Below are 25,756 nucleotides of genomic sequence, written 5' to 3'. Positions count from 1 at the left end.
AGGAATTGCTCGCTTGCCGCGCCGCACCCGGTCTCTGGGCTGCGGCGAAACGGACCGATCTGGCATGCACGAGCTCATTGCCGACATCACTCTCTGGCTTCTCTTTGCCTGGATGCTGCGCCGGCTCGCGCATTTCTCCCGGCAACCGCTGATCTGGCTTATCTTATCGCCGGCTTCTGAATAGGTCCATTCGGCGCCCCGCGCCTGCTATCGCCGGGTATGTTGGTTGCAAGCCTGAAAGCCTGCCCGGAAGCGGCCTCCAGGCATATGCGGCTGCGTCCAGGACACTAGCGCTTGGTCCCGAGTCCGGCTAAGCCTCCGGCCCATAACCGATAGAGATTGGGAAATGCCCGATACCGTTCAGGAAGTTTTGCAAGCCTTTGCCCGGGGCGAGCTCGTTGTCGTGACCGATGACGAGGACCGCGAGGGCGAGGGCGATTTGATCGTCGCCGCCTCATTCTGCACGGCGGAAAAGATGGCCTTCATCATCCGCCACACCTCCGGCATCGTCTGCGCGCCGATCACCACCGAGGACGCGCGCCGGCTGCGGCTCGATCCGATGGTCGCCCACAACGATTCCGCCCACACCACCGCATTCACGGTCTCGATCGACTACAAGCCCGACGGCGGCACCGGCATCTCCGCCGAGGAGCGCGCCTCGTGTTGCCGCGCGCTGTCCAATCCCAATGCCGGCGCCAACGATTTCGCCCGGCCCGGCCACATCTTCCCGCTGATCGCCAAGGACGGCGGCGTGCTTCTGCGCTCCGGCCATACCGAGGCCGCGGTCGATCTCTGCAAGCTCTCCGGCCTGCCTCCGGTCGGCGTCATCAGCGAGTTGATGAACGACGACGGCAGCGTGATGAAGGGCGAACAGGTCGCCCGCTTCGCGGCCCAGCACAAGCTGAAGCATGTCACGATTGCCGACATGATCGCCTATCGCCAGGTGCGCGAGAAGCTGATCGAGCGGGTCTCCACCTTCGTTACCGAAAGCCCGATCGGCCCCTTGCAGGGCTATGCCTATCGTTCGCCGTTCGATTCCATCGCCCACGTCGCCTTCGTCTATAACGGCGTCGGGGACGGCAAGAACGTGCTGACGCGATTCCATAAGCCGAACATCGTCAAGGACATCTTCACCGGCCACAAGCGCATGGCGGCCGTGCTCGAGCAGTTCAAGAAGGCCGGTCGCGGCGTGCTGGTTTACTTGCGCGATGGCGCGGCCGGTGTCCCCGTGGCGCCGCTGCCCGACGAGACCTCGACGGAAGCCGACCGCAACCGCCAGTGGCGTGAAGTCGGCGTCGGTGCGCAGATCCTGCGCGATCTCGGCGTCACCTCGATCCGCCATCTCACCTCCTCGGTGCACGACTACAAGGGATTGTCGGGCTTCGGCATCGAGATCGTCGCCAACGAACAGCTCGACACCTGAGATCGTCATTCCGGGTTCGCGCTGATGCGTGCCCCGGAATGACCGAAGCCAGGATGCAATTGCACTTGTTGCCGCGGCGCTTTACGTTGTCGGGCAAATTTTGACGGAACCAGACGAAAGGACGTTTCATGAGCGCGCGCCCTCAGGCCAAGGACAAGCCGGCTTCGGCTTCTTTCCAGTGGGACGATCCGTTCCTGCTGGATGAGCAGCTCACCGAAGACGAACGCATGGTGCGCGACACCGCGCGCGCCTACGCCCAGGACAAGCTGTTGCCGCGCGTCGCCAAGGCCTATCTCGAAGAGAAGACCGACCGCGAGATCTTCAACGAGATGGGCGAGCTCGGCCTGATCGGCATCACGTTGCCGGAAGAATATGGCTGCGCCAATGCGGGCTACGTCGCCTACGGCCTGGTTGCACGCGAGATCGAGCGGGTCGATTCCGGCTACCGCTCGATGAATTCGGTGCAATCGTCGCTCGTGATGTATCCGATCTACGCCTATGGCGACGAGAACCAGCGCAAGAAGTACCTGCCGAAGCTCGCGAGCGGCGAGTGGGTCGGCTGCTTCGGCCTGACCGAGCCCGACGCCGGCTCCGATCCGGCCGGCATGAAGACCCGCGCCGAGAAGGTCTCCGACGGCTATCGCCTGACCGGCAGCAAGATGTGGATCTCGAATGCGCCGATCGCCGACGTGTTCGTGGTCTGGGCCAAGTCGGCCGCGCACGACAATCAGATCCGCGGCTTCGTGCTGGAGAAGGGCATGAAGGGCCTCTCCGCGCCGAAGATCGGCGGCAAGCTGTCGCTTCGCGCGTCGATCACCGGTGAAGTCGTGATGGACGGGGTGGTGGTGCCCGAGGACGCGCTGCTGCCCAACGTGTCCGGCCTGAAGGGCCCGTTCGGCTGCCTCAACCGCGCCCGCTATGGCATCTCCTGGGGCGCGCTTGGCGCCGCCGAGGACTGTATGCATCGCGCCCGCCAGTACACGCTCGACCGCAAGCAGTTCGGTAAGCCGCTGGCCGCGACCCAGCTCGTGCAAAAGAAGCTCGCCGACATGCAGACCGAGATCGCGCTGGGCCTGCAGGCCTCGTTGCGCGTCGGCCGCCTGATGGACGAGGGCAAGTTCGCGCCCGAGATGATCTCGATCGTCAAGCGCAACAATTGCGGCAAGGCGCTCGACATCGCCCGCGTCGCGCGCGACATGCACGGCGGCAACGGCATCTCGATCGAGTACCATGTGATGCGGCACGTCCATAACCTCGAGACCGTCAACACCTACGAGGGCACCCACGACGTCCACGCCCTGATCCTGGGCCGAGCGATTACCGGCATTCAGGCGTTCTTCTGAGCCGGGTATTCCGTGGCCGTTGTTTTGCGCAGCTGTCATCGTCCGCGATACCCCGCCTTCGCGGGGTATGACGGCGAGGGTTGGGGCTGCAGTGCACAGGAAGTCCCATGCCCGACACCGACGACGTCCCGTTCAACCGTAACTTTCCGCTCAAGCCCGGCATCGTAGAGCAAGTCCGCCCCGGCGTGCGGCGTGTGCTCTGTAACAATCCGAGCCCGTTCACCTTTACCGGCACGGTCAGCTACATCGTGGGCGAGGGCAAGGTCGCCCTCATTGATCCCGGCCCGGACGATGCGGCGCATGCGGCCGCTCTGCTCGAGGCCGTGCGCGGCGAGACCGTGACGCACATCCTTGTCACCCACACCCACCGTGACCATTCGCCGAACACGGCGCGGATCAAGCAGGCGACCGGTGCGCCGGTCTATGCAGAGGGTCCTCATCGCGCCTCGCGCCCGCGTTTCGAGAGCGAAAAGCACAACCCGGAATCCGGCGCCGATCGCGACTTCGCGCCCGATATCAGGATTGCCCATGGCGACGTGGTCGAGGGGAATGGCTGGCGGCTCGAGGCGGTGGCGACGCCCGGCCACACCGCCAATCACCTTGCGTTTGCCTGGCCCGAGCGGAAGTTCAACTTCGTCGGCGATCACGTGATGGGCTGGTCGACCTCGATCGTGGCGCCGCCCGACGGCTCGATGATCGACTACATGGACTCGCTCGACCGGCTCGCGGCGCGCGACGAGGATCTTTATTTGTCCGGCCACGGCCCGGAGATCCCGGACGGCCCGCGCTTCGTGCGCTTCCTGATCCGCCACCGCAAGGCGCGCGAGGCCTCGATCCTGCATCGCCTCGCCAAGGGCGAGACCGACATCCCGACCATGGTGCGCGCGATCTATATCGGCATTGATCCCAGGCTCACGACGGCTGCCGGCTACTCCGTGCTGGCGCATCTGGAAGACCTCGTCGCCCGCGGTGTGGTGGCGACGGATGGTGATCCCGTGATCGGCGGGACCTATCGGATGGCGAGCTAGCTTCTGTCATTCCGGGGCGCGCGTAAGCGCGAACCCGGAATCCAGTGATCCGCGGATGCTGCGGCCCGATGGATTCCGGGCTCGCCGCTTCGCGTCGCCCCGGAATGACGAGAGGGCTACTTCTTCACCGTCTTCGCCGGCGCCTTCGGTGGCGCGACCGGTGTCTTCTTCACCGGCTTCAACGCGTCGGCATCGACGGCGGTGTTGAGATCGTCGATGAATTTGGTCACGCGCGCGGCGTTGCTGCCGAGATCGCTCTCGAAATAGCGCGAGGCGGAGCGGATATCGACGCGGGAATCGTCGCCATCCGGCACGACCCGGATCGAGATATCCTCGCGGAAACCCATGATCGGCGTGCGCGCCACCGCTTCGATGCGGCCGATGCGGCGCGGCGGCTGCGGCGCGCGCTCGTCGATAACCAGCCATTTGCGCTTGTTGACGAGCTGGAGCGCGATCGCATAGGCGCGGTCGACGGGAATTTCGAGCTCGATCGGCTCGATATCAGGATAGAACTGGCGCTGCTGCTCGGCCGAATAGAGGCCGGCATAGACGGCCGGATTGGCGCCGTCGCTGCTGCGCAGCCGCGCCAGCGCGTCGAAGCGCGGCGGGTCGATCGGATCGGTGGTGATGTCATGGATCGCCGGCAGCTTGCGATATTGCAGGCCGAGATAGGCCGGATAGGCCAGGATCACTCCGTCGATCAGAAAGGCGAGCAGGATGCGCGCCATGCCGCGCGAACCGTTCTGCCAGATCGCGGCAAAGCCGGCCAGACCGAACAGGATCGACAGCGCAGCGATCGCGAGGCCGCCGAAGAAGGTCGCGAGCGCCGGTTTCATCTCCAGGAAGCCGAAGCGGACGATGATGATCGACACCACCACCGCCACCACCGCGAACACGGCCAGATTGCGCGCCCAGCTCGCGAGGCTGGACACGGGCTCCGACTGATAGGGAGCGGAAAACCTGCGGGCCATCGGGAGAGCTCTGCCGGGGTTTTGGGAACGGTGCCAGCCGATCTGGCGCGACGTTGGGCCGTTGAGACCACGCCCCGGGGGCAAATTCAAGAGTTCCGCAGAAGGCTGCATCGTCATGGCCGGGCTTGACCCGGCCATCCACGCCTTTTTTGCCGCGAAGACGTGGATGCCCGGGTCAAGCCCGGGCATGACGGTGGTGGTGGCCTTACGCCGCCGCGTTCGGAAAGCGGTACTCCTTGAACTGGTCGCGCAATGCGGTCTTCAGGATCTTGCCCGTCGCCGTATGCGGAATGCCCTCGACGAAGGCAACGTCGTCGGGCATCCACCATTTGGCGATCTTGCCGTCCATGTATTTGAGGATGTCCTCGCGCGTGGCCTGCTGGCCTTGCTTCAGCTGCACGATCAAAAGCGGCCGCTCATCCCATTTGGGGTGGTACACCGATCACGGCAGCCTCCGCCACGGCCGGATGGCCGACCGCCAGGTTTTCCAGGTCGATCGAGGAGATCCACTCGCCGCCCGATTTGATCACGTCCTTGGAGCGGTCGGTGATCCGCATATAGCCGGCCTCGTCGATGGTCGCGACGTCACCGGTGTCGAAGAAGCCCTCCTCGTCGAGGATGTTGGTATCGACCCGGTAATAGGCCTTGGCCACGGACGGGCCGGAGACCTTCAGGCGGCCGAAGGTCTTGCCGTCCCAGGGCAGCTCCTTTCCGGCATCGTCGGTGATCTTCATCTCGACGGCGAACGGCGCGTAGCCCTGCATCTGGAGCACGTCGAGGCGCGCTTCGCCGGTCGCATTCTGGAACGGCGGCTTCAGCGCCGCGACGCTGCCGATCGGGCTCATCTCGGTCATGCCCCAGGCGTGGCGAACATTCGAGCCCATGTCGAGGAAGGCCTTGATCATCGAGCGCGGCATCGCCGAGCCGCCGCAGATCACCATCTTCAGGTCGGGCAGCTTCAGATTGTTGGCGGCCATGTGCTGGAGCAGCATCAGCCACACCGTCGGCACGCCGGCGGTGTGCGTCACTTTCTCGCTCGAGAGCAGTTCGTAGACCGAGGCGCCGTCGAGCTTGGCCCCGGGCATCACGAGCTTGGTGCCCTGCGACGGCGCGGAGAAAGCGATGCCCCAGCTATTGGCATGGAATAGCGGGACTACAGGCAGCATCGTCTCGGAAGCGCTGGTGCCGAGCGCGTCGACGTTGTTGGCCATCAGCGCGTGCAGCACGTTGGAGCGATGCGAGTACAGCACGCCCTTGGGATCGCCCGTGGTGCCGGACGTGTAGCACATCGCGGCCGCCGTGTTCTCGTCAAAGTCCTTCCATTTGAATTGGCCGTCGGCCTCCGCGATCCAGTCCTCATAGGCCACGACATTCTTCAGCGTGGTCTCCGGCATATGGGCCTTATCGGTCAGGACAACGTAACGCTCGACGCTCGACAGCTTGTCGGCGATCTTCTCCAGCACGGGCACGAAGGTGATGTCGGTCATCACGATGCGGTCCTGCGCATGGTTGATGATCCAGGCGATCTGCTCGGGGAAAAGGCGGGGATTGACGGTATGGCAGATGGCGCCGATACCCATGACGCCATACCAGACTTCGAGGTGGCGCCAGGTGTTCCATGCGATTGTGGCGATACGGTCACCGAGCTTGATGCCGTCGCGCTGCAGCACCTGCGAGACTTTGAGCGCGCGCTTATGGATTTCGGCATAGTTGGTGCGATGGATCGGCCCTTCGATCGAGCGCGTCACGACCTCCTGCTGGCCATGAATCCTGGCGGCGTGTTCGATGATCCGGTGGCAGAGCAGGGGCCAATCTTGCATCAAACCAAGCATTCAGACGTTCCTCCGAGGTGGGCTGGACTTTGTTATCGTTCTCAGCGCTGGGCCAAAGATTTAGCATGAGTTTTAGCCTGCCGGACTTTCGCCGCAAATGGTCTTGTCGCGGCTATATGTCCATCCGCCCGGCAATGGTTACCGCCGGGCTCGGGCTGTTGCTTGTATTGCCGCAGCCGGTGGACGCGCGAAAATATGCTGCACCGCTCGATATCTTTGGCTTCGGTGCACCACGGACGCGCCGAGCAGTTCATTCAGCCAAGGTCCCCCTGCCCAGGCCGCGGCCGGAGGAGGCCCCCAAAGCCTCGGACCAGGGCTCGCCGGGGGGGCCAACCGCCGAGGGTAAGGCAGCCCCCGACAAAGCCGCCGAACCCGCGCCAGCGCCCGAGAAGCAGGCGTCGGCCTGCCGGCTGGCGCTGACCGAGGACATCGCGATTGCACCCTCGATCCCCGACATTCGCGGCCCGGCCGCCTGCGGCGGTCAGGATCTGGTGCGGCTGGAAGCCATCGTGCTGCCGGACAAGCGCAAGGTCGCGGTCAAGCCAGCGGCGATCCTTCGCTGCACCATGGCATCAGCCGTCGCGGATTGGGTGCGTTCGGACATGGTGCCGGTGGCCGCAAGCCTCGGCTCGACCATCAGCGACCTCGACAATTTCGATAGCTTCGAATGCCGCGGCCGCAACCGCGTCGCCGGCGCGATGCTGTCCGAGCACGGCAAGGCCAACGCGCTCGATGTCCGCGCGATCAAGCTTGCCAATGGGCAGTCGCTCGGCCTGACCGACCGCACCCTGTCACGCGACGTCCGCGAGCGGGTGCTGCATTCGGTCTGCTCGCGCTTTTCCACTGTGCTCGGCCCGGGCTCGGACTGGTATCACGAGGACCACATCCACCTCGACCTGGCGCAGCGCCGCAACGACTACCGGATCTGCCAGTGGAACGTCTGGGACCCCTTGCCGCAGGTTGCCCCCTGCTGCCGGCCGAGCGCCCTGAGGAGGCGCCGCCCCGCGAGGTCGCGGCCAAGTCAGGGGGCAGCAAGGATGGGGCCGACGATCAGGAGAACCCCGCCGCGCCGGCGGCCAAGCCGGCCGCCGACTCTGGCAAGAGCAAGCCGGCAACAAAAAAGCGCCGGTAGAACCGGCGCTTTTCGAAAACCTTCAGATCACAAGGACGTCAGTAGTTGCCGGTCTGATAACCGCCGCCGCCCTGGAGCGCCAGGCGCGAATTGTAGGGCGAGTCGCCGTGCTTCGGCTCGAGCACCACGACGATGGTGCCGACCTTGACGCGGCTGTAGAGGTCGATCGCGTCCTCGTTGGTGAGGCGGATGCAGCCTGAGGAGATCGAGGCGCCGATATATTCAGGCTGGTTGGTGCCGTGAATGCGGAACAGCGTGTCCTTGCCGCCCGAATAAAGATACATCGCGCGCGAGCCCATCGGATTGTCCGGACCGGGGGCGACATAGGTCGGCACGCCCAGGCGGGAAATTTCACCAGGGGTCGGATGCCAAGCCGGCCATTCGGTCATGCTGCCGACCTTGGCAATGCCGGACCAGGCCATCGCCTCTTCGCCGACGGTGATGCCGTAGCGGATCGCCTTGCCGCCATCCATCACGTAATAGAGGTAGTGATTGTCGGAATCGACCACGATTGAGCCCGGCGACTCCTTGCGGTGATAATCGACGATGGCGCGGCGGAACGGCTCTGCCACCGGCGTATTCTCGTACCGGATCTTGGCAAGGAGTTCCTTGTCCTTCGGCTTGAAGTTCTGGGTGTTGGTCGCTTCGAAATGCGTTGCCTGCATGCAACCCGAGAGCATGAAGCCAGCAGCCAAAATTCCCAACGTAACTTTCAGCGACGACATGGTTTGGTTCCAATCAAAACAATACCGCGCGAGCCTCGGCATAGGTGCCCAAGGCCCTCGACTCCGTTGATCCCATTATCGTCGAAATCTGCCACAATTCCAGCGCTGAGGGGCTTTTGCCGCGCTGCGAGGCCCGACCTGTGGCTTTTCTGCCGCAAGTTTTACGGCCGTGGGCTTATTTTGCGGCAGAGAAGACCGAACTGTCGATTCTGTGCCACAGTTGCGCCATGCGGCGGCCACAAATGCAAACGCCCCGTTAATGTAGTTGTCATCATGAACTTGTCAGAATCGCGCTAAGGGGCTGCTGGTCGGCCACAGGCCTCCGTTGGAGTTGTTCATGTTTTCGGTGTTTGTTCCCTCTGAATCCTCCCTCAAGAAGGCTGTTGTCGAAGATCTCGCGGCGGTGCCGGAGCATGCGGTGTGGATTGATCTGGTCAACCCGACCGCGGCCGAGGACAAGGCCGTGGAGCGGCTTTCGGGGATCGCAATCCCGACCCGGGAGGATATGCAGGAGATCGAGATCTCCAGCCGCCTCTATATCGAGAACAGCGCGCGCTACATGACCGCGACGCTGATGTGCCACTCCGACACCGACATGCCCCGGACCACGGCGGTCACCTTCATTCTCGGCGACCATCGCCTGGTCACGGTGCGCTACGACCAGCCCAAGCCCTTCGCGCTGGTCGAAGCCAAGCTGGCCCGTTCCTGCACGCCGGGGATCACCGGCGAGATGGTGCTGATGGAGCTGCTGGACGCGGTGATCGATCGCTGCGCCGACATTCTGGAGCGCTGCGGCGCCGAGATCGACCAGGTCTCGCATGACATTTTCGAACCCGAGAGCGAGCGCCACGGCCACGCCAAGCAATATTCGCAGATCCTGATCTCGATCGGCCGCAAGGGCGATTTGACCTCCAAGGTCCGCGAGAGCCTGGTCTCGATCGGCCGCGTCGTCGCCTTCCTTTCGGCGGTGGTGGAGGGCGTGAAATGGTCGAAGGATATGCGCGAGCAGCTCAAGACCATGCAGCGCGACGTCGTCTCACTGACCGACCACGCCTCCTACCTCTCCAGCAAGATCACCTTCGTGCTCGACGCCATGCTTGGCGTCGTCAATCTCGAGCAGAACAACATCATCAAGTTGTTTTCGGTCATGGCTGTTGTCCTGATGCCGCCGACCCTGATCGCCTCGATCTACGGCATGAATTTCAAGGCGATGCCGGAGCTCGAATGGGCGCACGGCTATCCGTTTGCGCTGGTCCTGATGCTGTTCGCCGCGATCGTCCCGTACTGGATCTTCAAGTGGAAGAAGTGGCTGTGATCTCGCCGCGCTCTCGGAAAATAGTGACCGAGACCTTACGCCGGTCGCAGCGAGGCGGCTGATGGTGTCGCAGAATAGAGCGGGATTGAGGCTGCGCGGTGATACCTGATCTCCGCCCCAATTCCTCCGGTAAAATTTGAGCGGTGGGCTGAACGTTTACGCGAAGCTTGTCTGCGATAAGGAGCAGGTAAGCCGCGAGGAACAGCCATGGTTGAAAAACACATAACGACGCCCCCCAACGTCATCGATCTGGCGAGCTATCGTCACGTCCTGACGAGCGGCAAGGCGCCGGCGTTGTCGGCACGCATGTGCCGGCACTGTGGTGCTCCGCTGCTCGACGGTGAGAACGACGACGACTGCTCGACCGCCATCAACGCAGCCGCTCCGCGGCTGCGCGACCGGTCGCGTCGGATTCGACTGGATTGAGCAACGGAAGGTAAGGGCGATCCAGGTCTTGCGGCGGCTTCATCTGGATCGCCTTACTTCCGCAGCGTTGTTTCCAATTCCGTCATTGCGAGGAGCTCGCGACAAAATTGCGTAGCAATTTTGGGCTGATGCGACGAAGCAATCCAGACTGTCTCCACCGAGGCGGTCTGGATTGCTTCGCTTCGCTCGCAATGACGAGGTAGCCTACACGTGCTGGCCGCCGTTGATGTGGATTTCGGCGCCGTTGACGTAGGACGACGTCTCCGTGCACAGCACGTAGATGATCTTGGCGACCTCGTCGGGCGTACCGAGCCGGTGCAGCGGGATCTGCTGCTCCACGATCTTCTCGGTGCCGGGTGACAGGATCGAAGTATCGATCTCGCCGGGTGCGATCGCGTTGACGCGCACGCCGATGCGGCCGAAGTCCGACGCCATCTCGCGCGTCAGCGATGCGAGCGCCGCTTTGGAGGTCGCATAGGCGGCGCCCGCGAAGGGATGCACGCGCGATCCCGCGATCGAGGTGACGTTCACCACCGAGCCCTTGGCCGCCTTCAATTCCTCGATCAGCCCGCGCGCGATCATGATCGGCGCGAAGAAATTGACGTGAAACACATGGGTCCAGGTGTCGAGATCGGTATCGATCGAGCCGAGCCTGGAGCCGCCCGCGCCCTTCGGCGAGATCGCGGCATTGTTGACCAGCGCATGCAACATGCCGCCTTCGAGCCGGTCGCGGATGTCGGAGATGGCGCGCGTCGTATCCGCGGGGCTGGCGAGGTCGACCTGGATGTGGTCTTCGGGACCTGCGTCCCACGGGCAATCCTCCGGAAAGGGATGCCGCGAGCAGGTGATGACGCGCCAGCCGGCCGAGGAGAAACGGATCACGGTGGCATGGCCGATGCCGCGGCTGGCTCCGGTCAGGAGCAGCGTACGGCGCGGCGCATTGGACGACTGCGGCATGGACATCTTTCAGGTCGGCCCAAAGATCGAGGCAAAGAGATAAGGATCGAGACAGTGCTCTAGGGGTACATCCGCGTCTTGGACCATGGCTTGCCGGCCGCGTCACGGCGAAATTCGATGCGGTCGTGCAATCGGAACGGGCGGTCGTGCCAGAATTCGATGCGCCACGGCGTGATGCGCCAGCCGCTCCAGCCCGGCGGCCGCGGCACCTCGCCGATGACGTGCTTGGCCGCGACCTTGGCGATCGCCTGCTCGAAAGCGAACCGGCTCTCCAGCGGCTGCGACTGCTTGCTCGCCCAGGCGCCGATCTGGGCCTGCTTGGGACGGGTGGCGAAATAGGCGTCGGCCTCAGCCTCGGTCACCGGCGTCACGTTGCCGCGGATGCGGACCTGTCGGCGCAGCGACTTCCAGTGAAAAAGTAAAGCGGCCTTAGGATTTGCGGCGAGTTCGCGGCCCTTCTGGCTCGCGATGTGGCTGTAGAAGACGAAACCCTCGGTATCGAAGCCCTTCATCAGCACCATGCGGACATCCGGCAGGCCGTCCGGGTCGACGGTTGCGAGCGCCATCGCGTTCGGATCGTTCGGCTCGCTCTTGATGGCTTCGTTCAGCCAGGCCTCGAACAGCGCAAAAGGCTCGTCGGCGGCGGTGAAATCACCGGATGTTAAGGGTGTCTGGTGTTTCATCGAGGTCGTGTCGGTCATGTCTGGAGTCCGAGTTGCGTCCCGCGGCCCAAAACGCGCTGTTGTCCGCTACCGCCCTATATAGGGTATGGGGCCGCGTTGGCCTATCGGCGATGCGGCCGTCCGGCTTCGTCGTCACAATGATTCTGATTGGGCTTGGCACTGGCGGCTGCAGCTTCTCGCGCAACGAGACCAGCGCATACGCCAAGGCCGACGACAGCGACTTCACCGGCTCGATCGCGCGGCCGGCGAAGGAGCCCGCACCAACCGAGACCGATCTTGCCTTCGCCCGCAACGCCGCGTCCGACGTGCTGAGCAAGGGCGACAAGGATGCGAGCCAGCACTGGGAGAATCCGGAGACGGGCGCTCGCGGCTCGGTGACGCCGATCGCGCAATCCTACGCGGCCGAGGACGGTCGCAAGTGCCGCGATTTCCTGGCGAGCTACGTCAACGGCGCTACCGAAAGCTGGCTCCAGGGCGCCGGCTGCCAAAGCAGCCGTGGCCGTTGGGAGATTCATACGTTAAAGCCATGGCGAAGTTGAGCATGATCCGGAAAGCCGGGAACCGGTTTTCCGACAGGATCATGCTTCCAATCGTATGGTTTTGGTCCACTCGAGTAGTTGCAAAAATGCCACGCGCCCCCACATGAAGCGCAGGTGGGGCGGGGAGCCCTTTGAACAACTCGATTTCGGTGAAGGAGACGTGACGGATGCGCGACCCCTATGAGGTCTTGGGGGTGCCGCGGGGCGCCAACGCTGCCGCGATCAAGAGCGCCTATCGCAAGCTTGCCAAGAAGCACCATCCCGACAACAACAAGAACGACCCGAAGGCGGCCGAGCGCTTTGCTGAGCTCAATACGGCCAACGAGATCCTTGGCGACGAGGACAAGCGCAAGCAGTTCGATCGGGGCGAGATCGATGCCGACGGCAAGCCGCGCTTCCAGGGCTTTCCGGGCGGCGGCGCCGGTCCGCGTGGCCGCGCCGGTCCCGGCGGGTTTGAAAGCTATACGTTCCGTAGCGGCGGCGCGGGCGCAAGCCCGGGCGCAGGCGGGTTCGAAGACATCCTCAACAGCATGTTCGGCGGCGGGATGCGCGGCGCGCGGCCTGGGGCCGGCGGCGCCCAGTTCGAGTTCGACACCGGCGGGATCGGACTCGATCTCGACGTCAATGTCGCCATGTCCGTCTCGCTGGAGGAATCAGTCCAGGGTGGCGAGAAGCGCGTCCGGCTGCCCAACGGCAAGGAGCTCAACGTCAAGATTCCGGCCGGCGTCGTCGAGGGTCAGCAGATCCGGTTGAGGGGGCAGGGCGAGAGCGCCCAGGGCCATCCGCCCGGCGACCTCCTGATCACCATCAACATCGCGCCGCATCCCTTCTTCAAGATCGAGGGCGCGGACCTGCGCATCGAACTGCCGGTCACGCTGTACGAGGCGGTCCTCGGCGGCAAGGTCCGCGTGCCCACGCTCGGCAACGCGGTGGAATTGTCGGTCCCGAAAAATACCTCCAGCGGCCGGACCTTTCGTCTCAAAGGTAAGGGCCTGCCGAAACCCGGTGGAACCGGGGATCTCTTCGTCTCCATCAGGATTATGTTACCGGACGGGAACGACGCCGAGCTTGAGGCATTGATGCAGAAGTGGCGGGACCAACACCCCTACAATCCACGTAGCGGGCTCGGTTAAGCGCGATCGACTGAAGGGGTTCTGCTAAAGGCTGAGAGCATCATCCTCGCAGATGATGCTCATCATACGTCCGAGGCGTGGTAGCGCTTCATGGGCTGAGTGTGCGTGTCGGCTGTCCGGCGGGACAGTCGATAAAAGGTGCGGCCTCGAGAGGGGGACCAGCGCGGTACCAAAAACCCCAATCGAGGCCGCCCGCGTCGATCGGCGGATCGAACGCTGCTCATTTTCGCGTGATCATCCGGTGCGATAATGAGACGCGCCGATGTCTTGATTCCAAATTTTCAATGTCGGAATCGAGGCACGGGCCGCTTCAAGCACGCCCCAGCCAAGCTTGAGTTATCGCGCCGCTGTTTTAGCCGCCGTTTTTTTCTGTCTGGTCGTAGACCGCCTGGGCCACCTTGGTGAGCCGGTCCCGGTCGGCGCCGCCGCTGACGACATAGCCCACACCGCGATCGGCCCAGAACAGCGCCCCATCCTTGTCCGTTTTGGCATAGCGCATCTGCGTCGCGCCGTTCTCCGTCTTGGCGGTGTAGATCGTGTAGCGCTCGCCCGAAGCGCCCTCATACATCAGGAAGGACGCAGGTCCGTTCGGCCCCGGCAGCAACCGGCCGCCGACGAGCTTGAGTCCGCTCGCCTCCAGATTGGGCGCGAACACGGTCCAGCCGCAGCGCCTGCTCAGCCAGGCCTGGAGATGATCGCGCTCGTTGCCGGGGACCTCGACGGGATGGCGGACCTCGACGACGTAGAGCCGGTAGGCCTCGAGCGCGTCTTCCGTGAAGCTCTGGAACGTCGAGGGGGCGTTGGCGGCGCCATGCGCGACCCAGCCGACCGTGCCACCGGCGACGAAGGCAACCAGCGCGGCCGCGACGGCGCCGTAGAACCATTGCCGCGGGCGGCGCTCCAGCCGTTCGAGCTCCAGCCGCGCCGGTACCGGCTCCTGGGCGACGGAATCATAGCGGGCGTGCAGCATCTCGGCCATGGCGCGCCAGGATAGCACCCGCTCGGCATCCTCGGGGTGGCTGGCGAGCCAGGCCTCGACGTCGGTGCGGCGCTCCGCCGGCAGCTCGCCGTCGACATAGGCGTGCAGCTCGTCTTCGGTAACGGGAATGTTTCGGTCGTTCATATCAGTGGTCTCTGGCTCTGCGGCCCAAAATGTCCTTGGTGAATCAACTTCGCTTGGCTCGTCGATGTGCTGCGAGGGGGCAAAAATCGTTGCATCAACCCTGCCATCATTTCACCCGCCTGAGCGCCGGGCGCTCACCCTCCAGCGAGGCTTTGACGTGGGCGCGGGCGCGCGCCAGGCGCGACATCACCGTGCCGATCGGCACACCCTGGATGTCGGCGACCTCGCGGTAGCTCATGCCCTCCAGCATCACCAGCAGCAGCACCGAGCGCTGCTCCTCGACGAGCGTCGAGAGCGCCCTTTCGATGTCGCGTCCTTCGGCCTCGGTCCCGCTGGCATTCGGGTTGTTCTCCGTCAGCTGCATGAATTGCGGTCGCCTTGCCAGCGAGCGCCGCCGGTTCTTGTTGAGGTTGGTCAGGATCGTGTAGAGCCAGCTCCTGACGTCGCCTCCGAGAAACAATCGCTCCGAACGCAACGCCCGAACCAACGTGTCCTGCACCAGGTCGTCGGCCGCATCCGCCTCGCGCGTCAGTGCGCGGGCGTAGCGGCGCAACGCCGGGATCATGGCTTCAACGCTCTGGCGAAACGCACTCATGCCGTTGACGTCCTTCACGTTCGGCGCGAGCGCCTCAACGATGATAACACCCGATGGGAACGGCTATTCCGGCGCTCGAAACAGCCTTAACGCCGCGCATTAGGACTGTACCGCAGGGGAGGGCTGGTGTACCTCCAGACCTTAACCCAGTTCGACGGGACGTTACGAAATGGCGCAAAATTCAGGTCTGACGCAAGGACTGATGCAAGGCAAGCGCGGGGTCGTCCTCGGCGTTGCCAACAACCGCTCGATCGCCTGGGGCATCGCCAAGGCGTGCCATGCCGCCGGTGCCGAGCTCGCCTTCACCTATCAGGGCGACGCGCTGAAGAAGCGCGTCGAACCGCTTGCCGCCGAGATCGGCAGCCTCGTGCTCGGACATTGCGACGTCACCGATGCTGCCACCATCGACGCCGCCTTCGCGGTGCTGAAGGAGAAGTGGGGCAAGATCGACTTCCTGGTGCATGCGATCGCCTATGGCGAGCAGCTCGATGGCCGCTACGTCGACACGACGCAGGAGAACTTCAGCAAATCGATGCTGATCTCCTGCTACTCGTTCACAGCGGTGGCGCAGCGCGCCGAGAAGCTGATGACCGACGGCGGCTCGCTCATCACGCTGAGCTATTACGGCGCCGAGAAGTGGATGCCGCACTACAACGTCATGGGCGTGGCGAAAGCGGCGCTTGAGGCCAGCGTGCGCTATCTCGCGGCCGACCTCGGCGAGAGGAACATCCGCGTCAACGCGATCTCGGCAGGCCCGATCAAGACGCTCGCAGCCTCCGGCATCGGCGACTTCCGCTATATCCTGAAGTGGAACGAGCACAACGCGCCGTTGCGGCGTAACGTGTCGACCGAAGACGTCGGCGGCAGCGCGCTCTATTTTCTTTCCGATCTCTCGCGCGGCGTCACCGGCGAGGTGCATCACGTCGATTCCGGCTATCACGTGCTGGGCATGAAGCGGCCGGACGCGCCGGACATTTCGCTGGGTGGCAAGGACTAACCTTCCCGCGATGCCCACGATCTACTTCCTTCGCCACGGCGAGACTGAATGGAATGCGCTCGGACGGCTCCAGGGCGCCAGGGACATTCCGCTGAATGCGCGGGGCCGCGAGCAGGCGGTGCATGCCGCGGCCGTGCTGGCGGACCTCTTCAAGCGCGACGGGAAGGACAAGACGGCGCTGCCTTATGTGTCGAGCCCGCTCGGCCGTGCGCGCATGACCATGGAACTCGTGCGCGGCGGTCTCGGATTGCCGCCTGACGACTATTCGCTCGATGATCGGCTGCGCGAGATCGGCTACGGTGTCTGGGAGGGACTGACGCTGGCCGAAAGCGAGGCAACCGACCCCGGCGTCTATGCAAACCGTCTCGCCGACAAATGGACCGTGGCGCCTGCGGGGGGCGAGACCTATGCGGCCGTGCAGCTGCGCATGCTCGATTGGTACGAGTCGGTTTTGACCGACACGGTCGCGGTCGCCCATGGTGGCACCTGCCGGGCGCTGATGGTTGCGCTCGGCATGGAAACACCGGCCAGCGCGGCTGAGCTCTACATCGAGCAGGGTGCGGTCTACGTCTTCCGCGACGGGCGGCTGGCGAGGTATAGTTAAGGCCTGCCGCGGCTGTCCCGCTCCGGCGCTGCGGGTTTGACCCCCGGCCCCTCGCGCGTTACCACACGCCGCAACCAGGCGAGCAGCGCATGTCCTTCAACACCTTCGGCCACATGTTCCGCGTCACCACTTTTGGCGAGAGCCACGGGGTGGCGATCGGCTGCGTGGTCGACGGCTGTCCGCCGATGATTCCGCTCACCGAGGCCGATATCCAGCAGGACCTCGATCGCCGCCGGCCGGGCCAGTCGCGCTTCACCACCCAGCGCCAGGAGCCGGACCAGGTGAAGATCCTGTCGGGCGTGATGGCGCATCCGCAGACCGGCGTGCAGGTGACCACGGGCACGCCGATCGGGCTCCTGATCGAGAACACCGACCAGCGCTCGAAGGACTATTCCGAGATCAAGGACAAGTTTCGCCCCGGCCACGCCGACTTCACCTATGAGGCCAAATACGGCCTGCGCGACTATCGCGGCGGCGGGCGCTCTTCGGCGCGAGAGACCGCGACGCGCGTAGCGGCCGGTGCGATCGCGCGCAAGGTGCTGCCCGACGTGAAGGTTCGCGGTGCGCTGGTGCAGATGGGCCCGCACAAGATCGATCGCGCGAAGTGGGACTGGGACGAGATCGCCAACAATCCGTTCTTCTGTCCCGACAAGGACAAGGCCGCGTTCTTCGAGACCTATCTCGATGGCATCCGCAAGAGCGGCTCCTCGATCGGCGCGGTGCTTGAGATCGTCGCCGATGGTGTGCCGGCGGGGCTTGGCGCGCCGATCTACGCCAAGCTCGATGCCGAGCTCGCTTCCGCGATGATGAGCATCAACGCGGTGAAGGGCGTCGAGATCGGCGCCGGCTTTGGCGCGGCCGAACTCACCGGCGAAGAGAACGCCGACGAGATGCGCACCGGCAATGACGGCACGCGCTTCCTGTCCAACCATGCCGGCGGCGTCCTGGGCGGCATCTCGACGGGACAGCCGGTGGTGGTGCGCTTCGCGGTGAAGCCGACCTCGTCGATCCTGCAGCCGCGCCTGACGGTCGATCGCAACGGCGCCGACACCGAGATCACGACCAAGGGCCGCCACGACCCTTGCGTCGGCATCCGCGCCGTCCCGGTCGGTGAAGCCATGATGGCCTGCGTCCTGGCCGATCACTTCCTGCGCGATCGCGGGCAGGTGGGGCGTTGAGTTTTTCACCTCTCCCGGGAGAGGTGTAAGCATACTACGCCTAAACCTTTTGTCTCGCGGTACCAAACCACCGCGCAGCTTGACGATCCCACAACTTCATCTGCAAATGCGGCGATGGAAACCTCCGAGCTCCAGCGCATCACCAATTGGCTGATCGACGGCGCCAGATCCTCGGCGAGCCCCGCCGAGATGATCGCCGACATCTGCGAACATCTGGCCGCAGCCGGCCTGCCGCTGTGGCGGTTCGGCATCTTCATCCGCACGCTGCATCCAGAAATTTTCGGCCGCAACTTCATCTGGCGGGAGGGCCAGGAGGTCGAGGTCGGCACGGTCGATTTCGAGATCCTGGACACGCCGGCGTTCGCCAAGAGCCCGCTCCGGATTGTGTTCGAGCAGGGAAGAGAGGTCCGGGGACGGATGGATGATCCCGATAGCCACCGCTTTCCGTTCCTCGACGACATGCGCGCCGAGGGCGTCACCGACTATCTCGCGATGCCGATGCTGTTTCTCGATGGATCGATCCACGCGACGAGCTGGACCACGCGGCATCCCGACGGGTTCAGCGACAGCGATATCGCAGCGATCCGCGCCATCGTGACGCCGCTCGCGCGCGTCAGTGAGATCATCACCCAGCGCCGCACCGCCGAGATCCTGCTCGACACCTATGTCGGCAACCGCGCCGGCGCGCGCATCCTCGCGGGCCAGATCCGCCGCGGCCATAACGACACCATGCAGGCCGCGATCTGGCTGTCGGACCTGCGCGGCTTCACCGCCCTGTCGGACCGGCTGCCGGCCGAAACCGTGGTCGAGATCCTGAATCGCTATTTCGACCGCCAGGTGACCGCGATCCGGGACCATGGCGGCGAGGTCCTGAAGTTCATGGGCGATGGCCTGCTCGCGGTGTTCCCGATCGACGAATATGTCGGCGACGCCAGCCATGTCTGCGGCCGCGTGCTGGAGGCCGCGCGGAAATCCCGCGCCAGCGTCGAGGCGCTCGCGCACCCGGTCGGCGACATTGTCGAGCGCTTCCGCTTCGGCGTCGCGCTGCATGTCGGCCACATCCTCTACGGCAATATCGGCGGCGGCAACCGGCTCGACTTCACCTGCATCGGCCCCGCCGTCAATCTCGCGGCAAGGTTGGAGAAAGTCGCCGGCCGCCTCGGGCGCACCGTCGTGGCCTCGGAGGGCTTTGCCAATGTCTGCCGCGAAGGCTGGCGCGAGCTCGGCGAATTCCCGATCGCCGGATTTTCCAAGGCGCAGCGCGTGTACGGGCTCGCCGAGGAGACGCCGGTGGTGATGGCTTAGCGCCGGTCGCTATGACGCAACATTCAGACTATGCTCGGGCCCGAACCAACGAGCCCGCCCATGAGCGTCGAATTCCGCCAGATTGAGGTCGCCGACACGGATGCCTTCCGCGCCGCGGTCGACGTCGTTGCCCGCGAGCGCAAATATATCGCGCTCGTGGAGGCTCCCGCGATCGAACAGGTCCGCGCCTTCGTCGCGCGCAATGTCAAGCGAGGCTATCCGCAGATCGTCGCCATCGAGGGCGGCGCCGTGATCGGATGGTGCAACGTGCCTCCCGCGAGTCGCGCGGTCTCGGCGCATGTCGGCGATCTCTTCATGGGGCTTCTGCCGGAGTTCAGGGGCAGGGGGATCGGCGAGAGGCTGCTGCGGCAGGCCATCCAAGCCTCGGATGCGTTCGGGTTCAGGCGCATCGAGCTCGGCGTGTTCGCGAGCAATACGGCCGCGGCGGCTCTCTATCGCAAGGTGGGGTTTGTCGAGGAGGGCACCCGGCGGATGGCCATCCTGGTCGACGGGATCTATCACGACGAGATCATCATGGCGCGGCTCTCGGCCTAGGCGACACGGCGCGCACTACTCCTCCGGCTCGGTCGTGAACAGCAGCGGATAGCCCTTGGCGCGGCCGGCGTCGGTGGCGCGGGTGGCCTTGGTTTCGGCGACGTCCCTGGTGAACACGGCGACGACGCAAGCGCCCAGCTTGTGCGCGGTGATCATGACCTTGTAGGCCTGATCCTCGGTCATGCGGAATTCCGCCTTGAGGATCATCGTGACGAACTCCCGCGGCGTGAAATCGTCGTTGATCAGGATGACCTTGTGCAGCTTCGGCCGCTCGACCTTGGTCTTGGTCCGGGTTTTCGGCTTGGTAACAGTGTCGTTCATTCCGCCTCCTGAATGGCGGGTGTCTGTTGGTTCCAGCTGCCGCGTCAGCCCGCGGCCCTCTCACCATATTGCAAGACCTGGACCTTCTCCAAGGTGATCAGCCCGCTCGACATCATGCCATCCAGGATGGGCAGGAATGCGTTGATGTTATCTTCGCTGTCGACGATTTCGATCAGCAGCGGCAGATCCTCCGACAGCCGCAGGATCTTGGAGGTGTGCAGCCGGCTCGACTTGCCGAAGCCCATCGGGCCGCGCAGCACCGTGGCGCCGGCGAGGTGCTGCTCGCGCGCCTTCAGCACGATCGCCTCGTAAAGCGGCTTGCCGTCGCAATGGTCGTTCTCGCCGATGAAGATCCGGAGCAAGACTGCCTGACTGGGAATTTGCATGGTCAGCTCCTTTTCAAACGGTTGGCGCGGCTCGCCATCATATGGCCGAGCCACACCGATACCAGCCAGCAGAGGACGGACGCCGCGACATAGGCGAACGCAGTGGACTTCATGCCGCCATGGACCAGGCGGAAGGTCTCAAGGCTGAAGGCCGAGAAGGTGGTGTAGCCGCCGCAGAACCCGGTCATGACGAACTGCCGGTGTTCGGGCCGCGCCAGCACCCGGCCCTCGGGGCCGGTCAGGGTCGCATAGAAGCCGATGATCAGCGATCCCGTGGCATTGATGAAGAGGGTCGCAAACGGAAAGCCGGGCCCTGTGTCGAGCGCCAGGGAGACCAGATAGCGCGTCAGCCCCCCGGTGATGCTGCCGGCGGAGACCCAGGCATAGAGCATCGCGCTACGCCAACGGTCGGTAGAGGAGGGGACACTCATGTGACTAGCCTCCAATCGTGTCTGCGAGGAGGAAACCGCAGCTGACGGCGAAAAGGCCCAACCCGACCGACGCCACGACATTGCCGAGCGCAGCGGCCTTTTCTCCGTTGCGCGCCAAGGTCAGGGTTTGCAGGCTGAACGAGGACACCGTGGTGTAGCAGCCGAGAAAGCCTGTCACTGCGAACAGCCATGGCGTGGGTGCAGCGAAGATCGAGGCGGGGTGGGTCGCCAGCGCGCCGAAGATGCCGATCAGGAAGGCGCCGCTGACGTTGATGGTCATGGTACCCCAGGGAAACGTCTCGCCCAGCCGCCGCGCGATCGCGCCGGAGACGAAATAGCGCGCGCAGCCGCCCAGGATGCTGCCGACCGCGACCGCGATCACTCCGCTCAGCACGACCGATGTCCCCCGCTCATCACTTCCGCTCCACGCCCAGTCCATTGCCGATCGCGAGCAATCCTACAAGCGCGATCAGCGCGAATCCAAGCCCTGCGAAGAACGTACCAGCCGGGCCGTAGGCGTCCCATAGCGCGCCGGCGATCACACTCGCAGCCAGCAATGCGAGGCCTGTGAACAGGTTGAAATAGCCGAACGCGGTCCCCCGTAAATTGGGCGGCGCGGCGTCGGCGACGAGCGCCGAGAGCAGCCCTTGGGTCAATCCCATATGCAATCCCCACAGCACGACACCGAGCGCGAGGCCCGCAAGGCTCGGCAGCAGCGCGAGCGCGAGATCGGCGCCTGCGAGAAAGACGAGGCCGAGCGCGAGCAGGCCGGTCCGGTTGATCCGGTCCGACAGCACCCCGGCCGGATAGGCGGAGATCGCGTAAGCGATGTTCATCAGCACCAGCACCGCCGGCACCCACATCGCATTGAGCCCGATGTTCTGGGCGCGCAGGATCAGGAAGGCCTCGCTGAAGCGCGCGAGCGTGAAGACGACGCCGACCGCCACGATGCGCCAGTAGACCGCGCCGAGCTGCCGCATCGCGGCGAGATTGAGCGGATTGTTCGCGGGCTCCCGGCTCGGGTCGGGCTCCGGCTCGCTCACCGCGAACGCGATCAGGCCGAAGGACAAAAATGCCGGCAGCACGGCCACCCAGAACACCGCGGCAAAATTGTCCGCGGTCCACCACATCAGGCCGATCGCCGCGAGCGGCCCGACGAAAGCGCCGACGGTATCGAGCGACTGCCGCAGCCCGAAGCTTGCACCCCTCAGGCCGGCGGGCGCGATGTCGGCGATCAGCGCATCGCGCGGCGCGCCGCGGATACCCTTGCCGACGCGGTCGACGAAGCGCGCGGCAACCAACCAGCCGACGCTGGGAGCGAGCGGGAATAGCGGCTTGGTGATGGCGGCCAGCCCATAGCCGAGCGCGGCGAGCAGCTTGCGCCGGCCGAGCCAGTCCGACAGCGCGCCGGAGAATATCTTTGTGATCGAGGCCGTCGCCTCCGCGATGCCCTCGATGAAGCCGACGGTGAGCGTAGAGGCGCCGAGCACCGTGACGAGATAGACCGGCAGCAGCGCATGGATCATCTCGGAGGAGACGTCCATCAGCAACGAGACGAAGCCCAGCACCCAGATCGCCCTGGGCAGCGCGGTGCGCGCAGCATTCGGTGTCGTGGTCACGTCCCAGCCTTCACGTCTTGACCTTCACGTCTTGACCTTCTCCTGGCCTTCATCAGGCAACAAAAAACCCGCCACGGGCGGGTTTGTCCATGCTCCCGCCAAAGGCAGAGGCTCATTGATGGCCTCACCTCGAGCAGGAGCCATCAGCCCACTACGATCATCGACCGCCGGGCGGTTGTCGGGGGACTCCATCCCCATCTCTCCGGTTAGGGTATCATGAAATCGCGCGGGATAATAGGGCGGGGCATTGCTCCCACGCTCGCTACCGTCGTTGCGTGTGTTCCGGTGGCACGACCATGGCGATGCTGCGGCATCCTTGCGCCGCAGGCGAAATTCCTGACTTGAATGTGAAGCACAAGCGATCTTCGGACTTTGCGGCAAGGCGTTTGCATGTCACCATCGCGTCATACGACGGGAGGCTGCGATGCGCTTGCTGTTCTCGATCGGGGCTGTGCTGGTGGCCGGCATGCTTGCCGGAGCGGACGTCGCTGGCTTGGCTGCACCAGGACCAAGACATCAACCGCAGCGACAGGCAGCCGACGGAGATGCGCAGTCGGTCGACGTCGAACTGATCCTCGCGGTCGACGTCTCCTATTCCATGGACATGGATGAGCTCGCGATCCAGCGCGAAGGCTACGCGCAGGCAATCCAGTCGAAAGAGTTCCTGCAGGCGTTGAAAGCTGGTCCCAACGGCAGGATCGCGGTGACCTATTTCGAATGGGCCGCCTCGACCGACCAGAAGATCATCATTCCCTGGCGATTGATCGAGGGACCGGAGAGTGCGGATGCGGTCGCCGGCGAGATCATGAAGACGCCGATCCGGCGCGCCTCGCGGACCTCGATCTCCGGCGCGATCGGATTCGCGATGCCGCTGTTCGACGAAGATCCCTATCACGGGCTTCGCCGCGTGATCGATATCTCCGGTGACGGCCCCAACAACAATGGCGGCCCGGTCACCTTGGCGCGCGACGCTGCGCTCGAGAAGGGCATCGTCATCAACGGCCTGCCGATCATGGTCAAGGAGCCGTCCTACTCGACGATGGATATCGACAATCTCGACTACTACTACGAGGACTGCGTCGTCGGTGGTCCCGGCTCCTTCGTGATCGCGATCAAGGATCGCGAGAAGTTCAAGGAAGCGATCCGCACCAAGCTCCTCATGGAGGTCGCCGGCCGCACGCCCGAGCATCCGGTGGTGCGCATTGCGGACAAGGAGCCGCGGGTGAATTGCATGATCGGCGAGAAGATCTGGTCGGACCGCTGGGGGCGCTGAGGCGCATCCGAGGCCATTTGCCGCTCGCACGCCGCGGGTGAATTAACCGCGTGTTAACCAGGACGTGACCCAATCGGAAGTGTTTCCGAACGTTTCTGACGCTGTCTCACGGCGCTCGACCACGAGCGAGTTCGTCAAACTCGTCCACCGAGCAGATCCATGCCCATCGTCACGCCGAGCACCAGCCAGATTTCGCCCGCCAATGAGCGGCTCTATCACCAGAGCAGTCTGGTCGGTGACTGGAAGGGCAAGTGGGCTGGAAACAATCAGGATGTCGGCTTCAAGGTCGTGAACATTCGCGGCACCCGGGCCCAGATCGAATACACCCATAACGGACACACCGAGCGCGGCTTCGGCCAGGTCAGCGGTGCGACCGTCACCTTCGGCTCGGTCACGGTCGGCACCAAGGACGGCAAGAACCTGGTGCTCTTGTTCTCCGCAGGCGGTGGCAAGCAGACCGCAACGCTCCAGAAGCAGGCGCCGCCAGCCTCCGACAGCCGCCTCGTCGGAAGTTGGGGCGGCTATTCTGCCGACAATGGAAAGAGCGCAAGTTTTCGCGTGCTGGCCGTCGACGGCAAGGAGGCACAGGTCAGCGTCACTACCGACGGCATTACCCGCCAGGGCACCGGCATCGTCTACAACAACGTCATCATGTTCGGGCAAGCGCAGATCGCGACCAACGACGGGCAGAACGGCAACATCATCTACCAGGTCGGCACCAAGTCGTTCACGGTACCCGTGACGAAATATCCGCCTGCGGATTCGTCCTCGTCAGTGGACAGGACGGCCTAGCGGTTACGGCTGCTTCGCGTTCGACTGCGCCAGTGCCTGCAATTGCTGGTCGATGTCCCGCAACGCCTCGCAAGCGGCTGCATAGGCGCCGGTGCCGATCATCCGCCAGATATCGTCCGCCTGCTGCGTCAATTGCGGGATCGTCAGCGGCAGGAACGCAGCCTCCTGGAGCGCGCCCTTTTCGTTGATCAGATAGCGTCCGTTCAATGCGAACAGGACCTGCGCAGTGCAGGCGAGCGACCTATAGAGACATCCGACAACGTGGGTCCGCTCGTTACGTGCGGCTGCGAGCTCGGCATTCTCGATGCTGAACAGGACTTCCCACTGGAAGCGCCGGATCAGGGCGCGGCCCAGGTTCTGCGGGTAGGGAAGCGCAATTGATTTGAGCCGGGCGATCAAGCCATGTGGATCGTGCAGTGGCTGACAATATGCGATCTCGCCCATCCAGATTGCCGAGCAGAAGCCATGCGGATGGCCGGGCTGGTAGGCCATGACGACCGTACCGGACTGGCAGGCCGTCATGACGCGCTCGACGTTGTCGGCATGACGGTACAGCAGATCGACCTTTTGTCCCCCCACCGAGAGCCACGCTCCGCCGACGATCCAAGGTCCCCATTCGTCATATCTTGTCACGGTCGCGGCGCCGGGATCGTCGGCGATCTCTTTCACCACGGTCCGGAGTCGATCCGTATCGATGAGGTCGCCACCGGAGCAATACAGCCCGATGTCGTAGTCGGACGTAGGATGTGCGCTGCCACGCGCACGCGAGCCGCCGAGCACGATGGCTCGAACCCCCGGCACCTCGGCAAGCACGGATGTCAGGCGTGTGAGCAGGGGATCATCTGGCATGGAGCGGCGGCTGCGGTGTTGTCAATCAGTCACGAGTCATGGCGGCCCTCGCTTGTCGCCAGCTTACGTCGCAAGGTGAACCGCGCAAGCACGTCGGCGCCGGCCGGCTGCGGATCGGAGACAGATGCCTCGATCTCTGTCGCAAGCTCCCGCGCGTGCATGGCTTCTATCAGGCTTGCCGTGTTCGTTCCACGCTTGCGGGTCGGCGATGTCGCGCACCG

Annotated in this window: 27 protein-coding genes, 2 pseudogenes and 1 riboswitch; of the genes and pseudogenes, 16 read left to right on the top strand and 13 right to left on the bottom strand. The window is 64.4% G+C overall.

The features are described 5' to 3' along the window. Positions 1-13 precede the first annotated feature (13 nt). From AB8Z38_RS14310 to AB8Z38_RS14295, 4 genes are all read left to right on the top strand, one after another. Positions 14-184 (top strand): hypothetical protein, encoded by a 171-nt coding sequence (locus AB8Z38_RS14310; RefSeq protein WP_369726816.1) that lies wholly within the window; start codon positions 14-16, stop codon positions 182-184. A gap of 162 nt (positions 185-346) precedes the next feature. Beyond that, positions 347-1,423, top strand: coding sequence for a 3,4-dihydroxy-2-butanone-4-phosphate synthase (gene ribB, locus AB8Z38_RS14305; RefSeq protein WP_369725756.1), 1,077 nt, complete (start codon positions 347-349; stop codon positions 1,421-1,423). Between the two features lie 128 nt (positions 1,424-1,551). Next, complete coding sequence (locus AB8Z38_RS14300; protein ID WP_369725755.1) at positions 1,552-2,766, top strand: acyl-CoA dehydrogenase; 1,215 nt, start codon at positions 1,552-1,554, stop codon at positions 2,764-2,766. A 107-nt stretch (positions 2,767-2,873) separates the two neighbouring features. Next, positions 2,874-3,794 (top strand): MBL fold metallo-hydrolase, encoded by a 921-nt coding sequence (locus AB8Z38_RS14295; protein WP_369725754.1) that lies wholly within the window; start codon positions 2,874-2,876, stop codon positions 3,792-3,794. A 116-nt stretch (positions 3,795-3,910) separates the two neighbouring features. Here the strand turns inward: AB8Z38_RS14295 and AB8Z38_RS14290 are convergent, their stop codons facing one another. Both AB8Z38_RS14290 and AB8Z38_RS14285 read right to left on the bottom strand, forming a co-directional pair. Next, positions 3,911-4,765 (bottom strand): DUF1499 domain-containing protein, encoded by an 855-nt coding sequence (locus tag AB8Z38_RS14290; RefSeq protein ID WP_369725753.1) that lies wholly within the window; start codon positions 4,763-4,765, stop codon positions 3,911-3,913. A 205-nt stretch (positions 4,766-4,970) separates the two neighbouring features. Further along, positions 4,971-6,597 (bottom strand): annotated as a pseudogene (locus AB8Z38_RS14285) (fatty-acid--CoA ligase). Between the two features lie 65 nt (positions 6,598-6,662). Between AB8Z38_RS14285 and AB8Z38_RS14280 the strand changes: the two are divergent. Continuing rightward, a pseudogene (locus tag AB8Z38_RS14280) lies at positions 6,663-7,729 on the top strand (extensin family protein). 38 nt (positions 7,730-7,767) lie between these two features. Here the strand turns inward: AB8Z38_RS14280 and AB8Z38_RS14275 are convergent. After that, positions 7,768-8,454 (bottom strand): L,D-transpeptidase, encoded by a 687-nt coding sequence (locus AB8Z38_RS14275; protein WP_369725752.1) that lies wholly within the window; start codon positions 8,452-8,454, stop codon positions 7,768-7,770. A gap of 337 nt (positions 8,455-8,791) precedes the next feature. Here AB8Z38_RS14275 and AB8Z38_RS14270 point away from each other — a divergent pair, with 337 nt between their 5' ends. After that, on the top strand, positions 8,792-9,769 hold the full coding sequence (locus tag AB8Z38_RS14270; protein ID WP_369725751.1) for a magnesium transporter CorA family protein: 978 nt from the start codon (positions 8,792-8,794) through the stop codon (positions 9,767-9,769). Positions 9,770-9,976: 207 nt separating this feature from the next. Continuing rightward, complete coding sequence (locus tag AB8Z38_RS14265; protein WP_369725750.1) at positions 9,977-10,195, top strand: hypothetical protein; 219 nt, start codon at positions 9,977-9,979, stop codon at positions 10,193-10,195. Between the two features lie 204 nt (positions 10,196-10,399). On the opposite strand, the gene AB8Z38_RS14260 is transcribed toward AB8Z38_RS14265, so the two are convergent. Then, positions 10,400-11,152: an SDR family NAD(P)-dependent oxidoreductase gene (locus tag AB8Z38_RS14260; protein WP_369725749.1), complete on the bottom strand. Its 753-nt coding sequence runs from the start codon at positions 11,150-11,152 to the stop codon at positions 10,400-10,402. Positions 11,153-11,211: 59 nt separating this feature from the next. Next, complete coding sequence (gene pdxH, locus AB8Z38_RS14255) at positions 11,212-11,853, bottom strand: pyridoxamine 5'-phosphate oxidase (protein WP_369725748.1); 642 nt, start codon at positions 11,851-11,853, stop codon at positions 11,212-11,214. Between the two features lie 92 nt (positions 11,854-11,945). On the opposite strand from pdxH, the gene AB8Z38_RS14250 reads away from it, so the two are divergent. Next, the gene (locus tag AB8Z38_RS14250) at positions 11,946-12,374 is read left to right on the top strand and encodes an RT0821/Lpp0805 family surface protein (RefSeq protein ID WP_369725747.1); all 429 of its coding nucleotides are present in this window, start codon (positions 11,946-11,948) and stop codon (positions 12,372-12,374) included. Between the two features lie 167 nt (positions 12,375-12,541). Beyond that, complete coding sequence (locus tag AB8Z38_RS14245; protein WP_369725746.1) at positions 12,542-13,507, top strand: DnaJ C-terminal domain-containing protein; 966 nt, start codon at positions 12,542-12,544, stop codon at positions 13,505-13,507. 352 nt (positions 13,508-13,859) lie between these two features. Here the strand turns inward: AB8Z38_RS14245 and AB8Z38_RS14240 are convergent, their stop codons facing one another. Further along, complete coding sequence (locus tag AB8Z38_RS14240) at positions 13,860-14,630, bottom strand: anti-sigma factor (protein ID WP_369725745.1); 771 nt, start codon at positions 14,628-14,630, stop codon at positions 13,860-13,862. Between the two features lie 106 nt (positions 14,631-14,736). Next, complete coding sequence (locus tag AB8Z38_RS14235; RefSeq protein WP_369725744.1) at positions 14,737-15,225, bottom strand: sigma-70 family RNA polymerase sigma factor; 489 nt, start codon at positions 15,223-15,225, stop codon at positions 14,737-14,739. A gap of 169 nt (positions 15,226-15,394) precedes the next feature. On the opposite strand from AB8Z38_RS14235, the gene fabI reads away from it, so the two are divergent. The 5 genes from fabI to AB8Z38_RS14210 all read left to right on the top strand — a co-directional run bounded on the left by fabI (position 15,395) and on the right by AB8Z38_RS14210 (position 19,864). Next, positions 15,395-16,222, top strand: coding sequence for an enoyl-ACP reductase FabI (fabI, locus tag AB8Z38_RS14230; protein ID WP_369725743.1), 828 nt, complete (start codon positions 15,395-15,397; stop codon positions 16,220-16,222). 10 nt (positions 16,223-16,232) lie between these two features. Continuing rightward, positions 16,233-16,826, top strand: coding sequence for a histidine phosphatase family protein (locus AB8Z38_RS14225; protein WP_369725742.1), 594 nt, complete (start codon positions 16,233-16,235; stop codon positions 16,824-16,826). Between the two features lie 89 nt (positions 16,827-16,915). Continuing rightward, positions 16,916-18,004 (top strand): chorismate synthase, encoded by a 1,089-nt coding sequence (aroC, locus tag AB8Z38_RS14220; RefSeq protein ID WP_369725741.1) that lies wholly within the window; start codon positions 16,916-16,918, stop codon positions 18,002-18,004. A 114-nt stretch (positions 18,005-18,118) separates the two neighbouring features. Further along, entirely contained in the window at positions 18,119-19,309 is a 1,191-nt protein-coding gene (locus AB8Z38_RS14215; protein ID WP_369725740.1) for an adenylate/guanylate cyclase domain-containing protein, read from the top strand. A 60-nt stretch (positions 19,310-19,369) separates the two neighbouring features. After that, on the top strand, positions 19,370-19,864 hold the full coding sequence (locus AB8Z38_RS14210) for an N-acetyltransferase family protein (protein WP_369725739.1): 495 nt from the start codon (positions 19,370-19,372) through the stop codon (positions 19,862-19,864). Positions 19,865-19,879: 15 nt separating this feature from the next. Here AB8Z38_RS14210 and clpS read toward each other — a convergent pair whose 3' ends face one another. Genes clpS through AB8Z38_RS14185 form a run of 5 tightly spaced genes read right to left on the bottom strand, consistent with a single transcriptional unit; the run spans position 19,880 to position 22,621 of the window. Next, complete coding sequence (gene clpS, locus AB8Z38_RS14205; protein WP_014497217.1) at positions 19,880-20,185, bottom strand: ATP-dependent Clp protease adapter ClpS; 306 nt, start codon at positions 20,183-20,185, stop codon at positions 19,880-19,882. A 44-nt stretch (positions 20,186-20,229) separates the two neighbouring features. Then, positions 20,230-20,571 (bottom strand): DUF190 domain-containing protein, encoded by a 342-nt coding sequence (locus AB8Z38_RS14200; protein WP_369725738.1) that lies wholly within the window; start codon positions 20,569-20,571, stop codon positions 20,230-20,232. Positions 20,572-20,573: 2 nt separating this feature from the next. Continuing rightward, on the bottom strand, positions 20,574-21,002 hold the full coding sequence (gene crcB, locus AB8Z38_RS14195; protein ID WP_369725737.1) for a fluoride efflux transporter CrcB: 429 nt from the start codon (positions 21,000-21,002) through the stop codon (positions 20,574-20,576). A 4-nt stretch (positions 21,003-21,006) separates the two neighbouring features. Next, positions 21,007-21,441, bottom strand: coding sequence for a fluoride efflux transporter CrcB (gene crcB / locus AB8Z38_RS14190; protein WP_369725736.1), 435 nt, complete (start codon positions 21,439-21,441; stop codon positions 21,007-21,009). Next, positions 21,416-22,621 (bottom strand): MFS transporter, encoded by a 1,206-nt coding sequence (locus tag AB8Z38_RS14185; RefSeq protein ID WP_369725735.1) that lies wholly within the window; start codon positions 22,619-22,621, stop codon positions 21,416-21,418. Before AB8Z38_RS14185 ends, crcB (AB8Z38_RS14190) begins: the two co-directional genes overlap by 26 nt. 127 nt (positions 22,622-22,748) lie before the next feature. Further along, a riboswitch (Fluoride riboswitch) is annotated at positions 22,749-22,826 on the bottom strand. A 219-nt stretch (positions 22,827-23,045) separates the two neighbouring features. Here AB8Z38_RS14185 and AB8Z38_RS14180 point away from each other — a divergent pair. Together AB8Z38_RS14180 and AB8Z38_RS14175 are read left to right on the top strand one after the other, a co-directional pair. Then, positions 23,046-23,894 carry a DUF1194 domain-containing protein gene (locus AB8Z38_RS14180; protein WP_369725734.1) on the top strand — a complete coding sequence of 283 codons (849 nt, stop codon included), beginning with the start codon at positions 23,046-23,048 and terminating at the stop codon, positions 23,892-23,894. Positions 23,895-24,053: 159 nt separating this feature from the next. Beyond that, a complete protein-coding gene (locus AB8Z38_RS14175; RefSeq protein WP_369725733.1) occupies positions 24,054-24,686 on the top strand; it encodes a hypothetical protein in 633 nt (210 codons plus the stop codon). 3 nt (positions 24,687-24,689) lie between these two features. Here AB8Z38_RS14175 and AB8Z38_RS14170 read toward each other — a convergent pair whose 3' ends face one another. Beyond that, the gene (locus AB8Z38_RS14170; protein ID WP_369725732.1) at positions 24,690-25,535 is read right to left on the bottom strand and encodes a nucleotidyltransferase domain-containing protein; all 846 of its coding nucleotides are present in this window, start codon (positions 25,533-25,535) and stop codon (positions 24,690-24,692) included. Between the last annotated feature and the right edge of the window lie 221 nt (positions 25,536-25,756).

Source organism: Bradyrhizobium sp. LLZ17 (assembly GCF_041200145.1).
GTDB lineage: Bacteria > Pseudomonadota > Alphaproteobacteria > Rhizobiales > Xanthobacteraceae > Bradyrhizobium.
This window is presented reverse-complemented; position numbering and strand designations above follow the sequence as displayed.

Coding starts and splice junctions, on each gene's coding strand:
- ribB (WP_369725756.1), top strand. CDS start 347: ATGCCCGATACCGTTCAGGAAGTTTTGCAAGCCTTTGCCCGGGGCGAG.
- AB8Z38_RS14300 (WP_369725755.1), top strand. CDS start 1,552: ATGAGCGCGCGCCCTCAGGCCAAGGACAAGCCGGCTTCGGCTTCTTTC.
- AB8Z38_RS14295 (WP_369725754.1), top strand. CDS start 2,874: ATGCCCGACACCGACGACGTCCCGTTCAACCGTAACTTTCCGCTCAAG.
- AB8Z38_RS14290 (WP_369725753.1), bottom strand. CDS start 4,765: ATGGCCCGCAGGTTTTCCGCTCCCTATCAGTCGGAGCCCGTGTCCAGC.
- AB8Z38_RS14275 (WP_369725752.1), bottom strand. CDS start 8,454: ATGTCGTCGCTGAAAGTTACGTTGGGAATTTTGGCTGCTGGCTTCATG.
- AB8Z38_RS14270 (WP_369725751.1), top strand. CDS start 8,792: ATGTTTTCGGTGTTTGTTCCCTCTGAATCCTCCCTCAAGAAGGCTGTT.
- AB8Z38_RS14265 (WP_369725750.1), top strand. CDS start 9,977: ATGGTTGAAAAACACATAACGACGCCCCCCAACGTCATCGATCTGGCG.
- AB8Z38_RS14260 (WP_369725749.1), bottom strand. CDS start 11,152: ATGCCGCAGTCGTCCAATGCGCCGCGCCGTACGCTGCTCCTGACCGGA.
- pdxH (WP_369725748.1), bottom strand. CDS start 11,853: ATGACCGACACGACCTCGATGAAACACCAGACACCCTTAACATCCGGT.
- AB8Z38_RS14250 (WP_369725747.1), top strand. CDS start 11,946: ATGCGGCCGTCCGGCTTCGTCGTCACAATGATTCTGATTGGGCTTGGC.
- AB8Z38_RS14245 (WP_369725746.1), top strand. CDS start 12,542: ATGCGCGACCCCTATGAGGTCTTGGGGGTGCCGCGGGGCGCCAACGCT.
- AB8Z38_RS14240 (WP_369725745.1), bottom strand. CDS start 14,630: ATGAACGACCGAAACATTCCCGTTACCGAAGACGAGCTGCACGCCTAT.
- AB8Z38_RS14235 (WP_369725744.1), bottom strand. CDS start 15,225: ATGAGTGCGTTTCGCCAGAGCGTTGAAGCCATGATCCCGGCGTTGCGC.
- fabI (WP_369725743.1), top strand. CDS start 15,395: ATGGCGCAAAATTCAGGTCTGACGCAAGGACTGATGCAAGGCAAGCGC.
- AB8Z38_RS14225 (WP_369725742.1), top strand. CDS start 16,233: ATGCCCACGATCTACTTCCTTCGCCACGGCGAGACTGAATGGAATGCG.
- aroC (WP_369725741.1), top strand. CDS start 16,916: ATGTCCTTCAACACCTTCGGCCACATGTTCCGCGTCACCACTTTTGGC.
- AB8Z38_RS14215 (WP_369725740.1), top strand. CDS start 18,119: ATGGAAACCTCCGAGCTCCAGCGCATCACCAATTGGCTGATCGACGGC.
- AB8Z38_RS14210 (WP_369725739.1), top strand. CDS start 19,370: ATGAGCGTCGAATTCCGCCAGATTGAGGTCGCCGACACGGATGCCTTC.
- clpS (WP_014497217.1), bottom strand. CDS start 20,185: ATGAACGACACTGTTACCAAGCCGAAAACCCGGACCAAGACCAAGGTC.
- AB8Z38_RS14200 (WP_369725738.1), bottom strand. CDS start 20,571: ATGCAAATTCCCAGTCAGGCAGTCTTGCTCCGGATCTTCATCGGCGAG.
- crcB (WP_369725737.1), bottom strand. CDS start 21,002: ATGAGTGTCCCCTCCTCTACCGACCGTTGGCGTAGCGCGATGCTCTAT.
- crcB (WP_369725736.1), bottom strand. CDS start 21,441: ATGGACTGGGCGTGGAGCGGAAGTGATGAGCGGGGGACATCGGTCGTG.
- AB8Z38_RS14180 (WP_369725734.1), top strand. CDS start 23,046: ATGCGCTTGCTGTTCTCGATCGGGGCTGTGCTGGTGGCCGGCATGCTT.
- AB8Z38_RS14175 (WP_369725733.1), top strand. CDS start 24,054: ATGCCCATCGTCACGCCGAGCACCAGCCAGATTTCGCCCGCCAATGAG.
- AB8Z38_RS14170 (WP_369725732.1), bottom strand. CDS start 25,535: ATGCCAGATGATCCCCTGCTCACACGCCTGACATCCGTGCTTGCCGAG.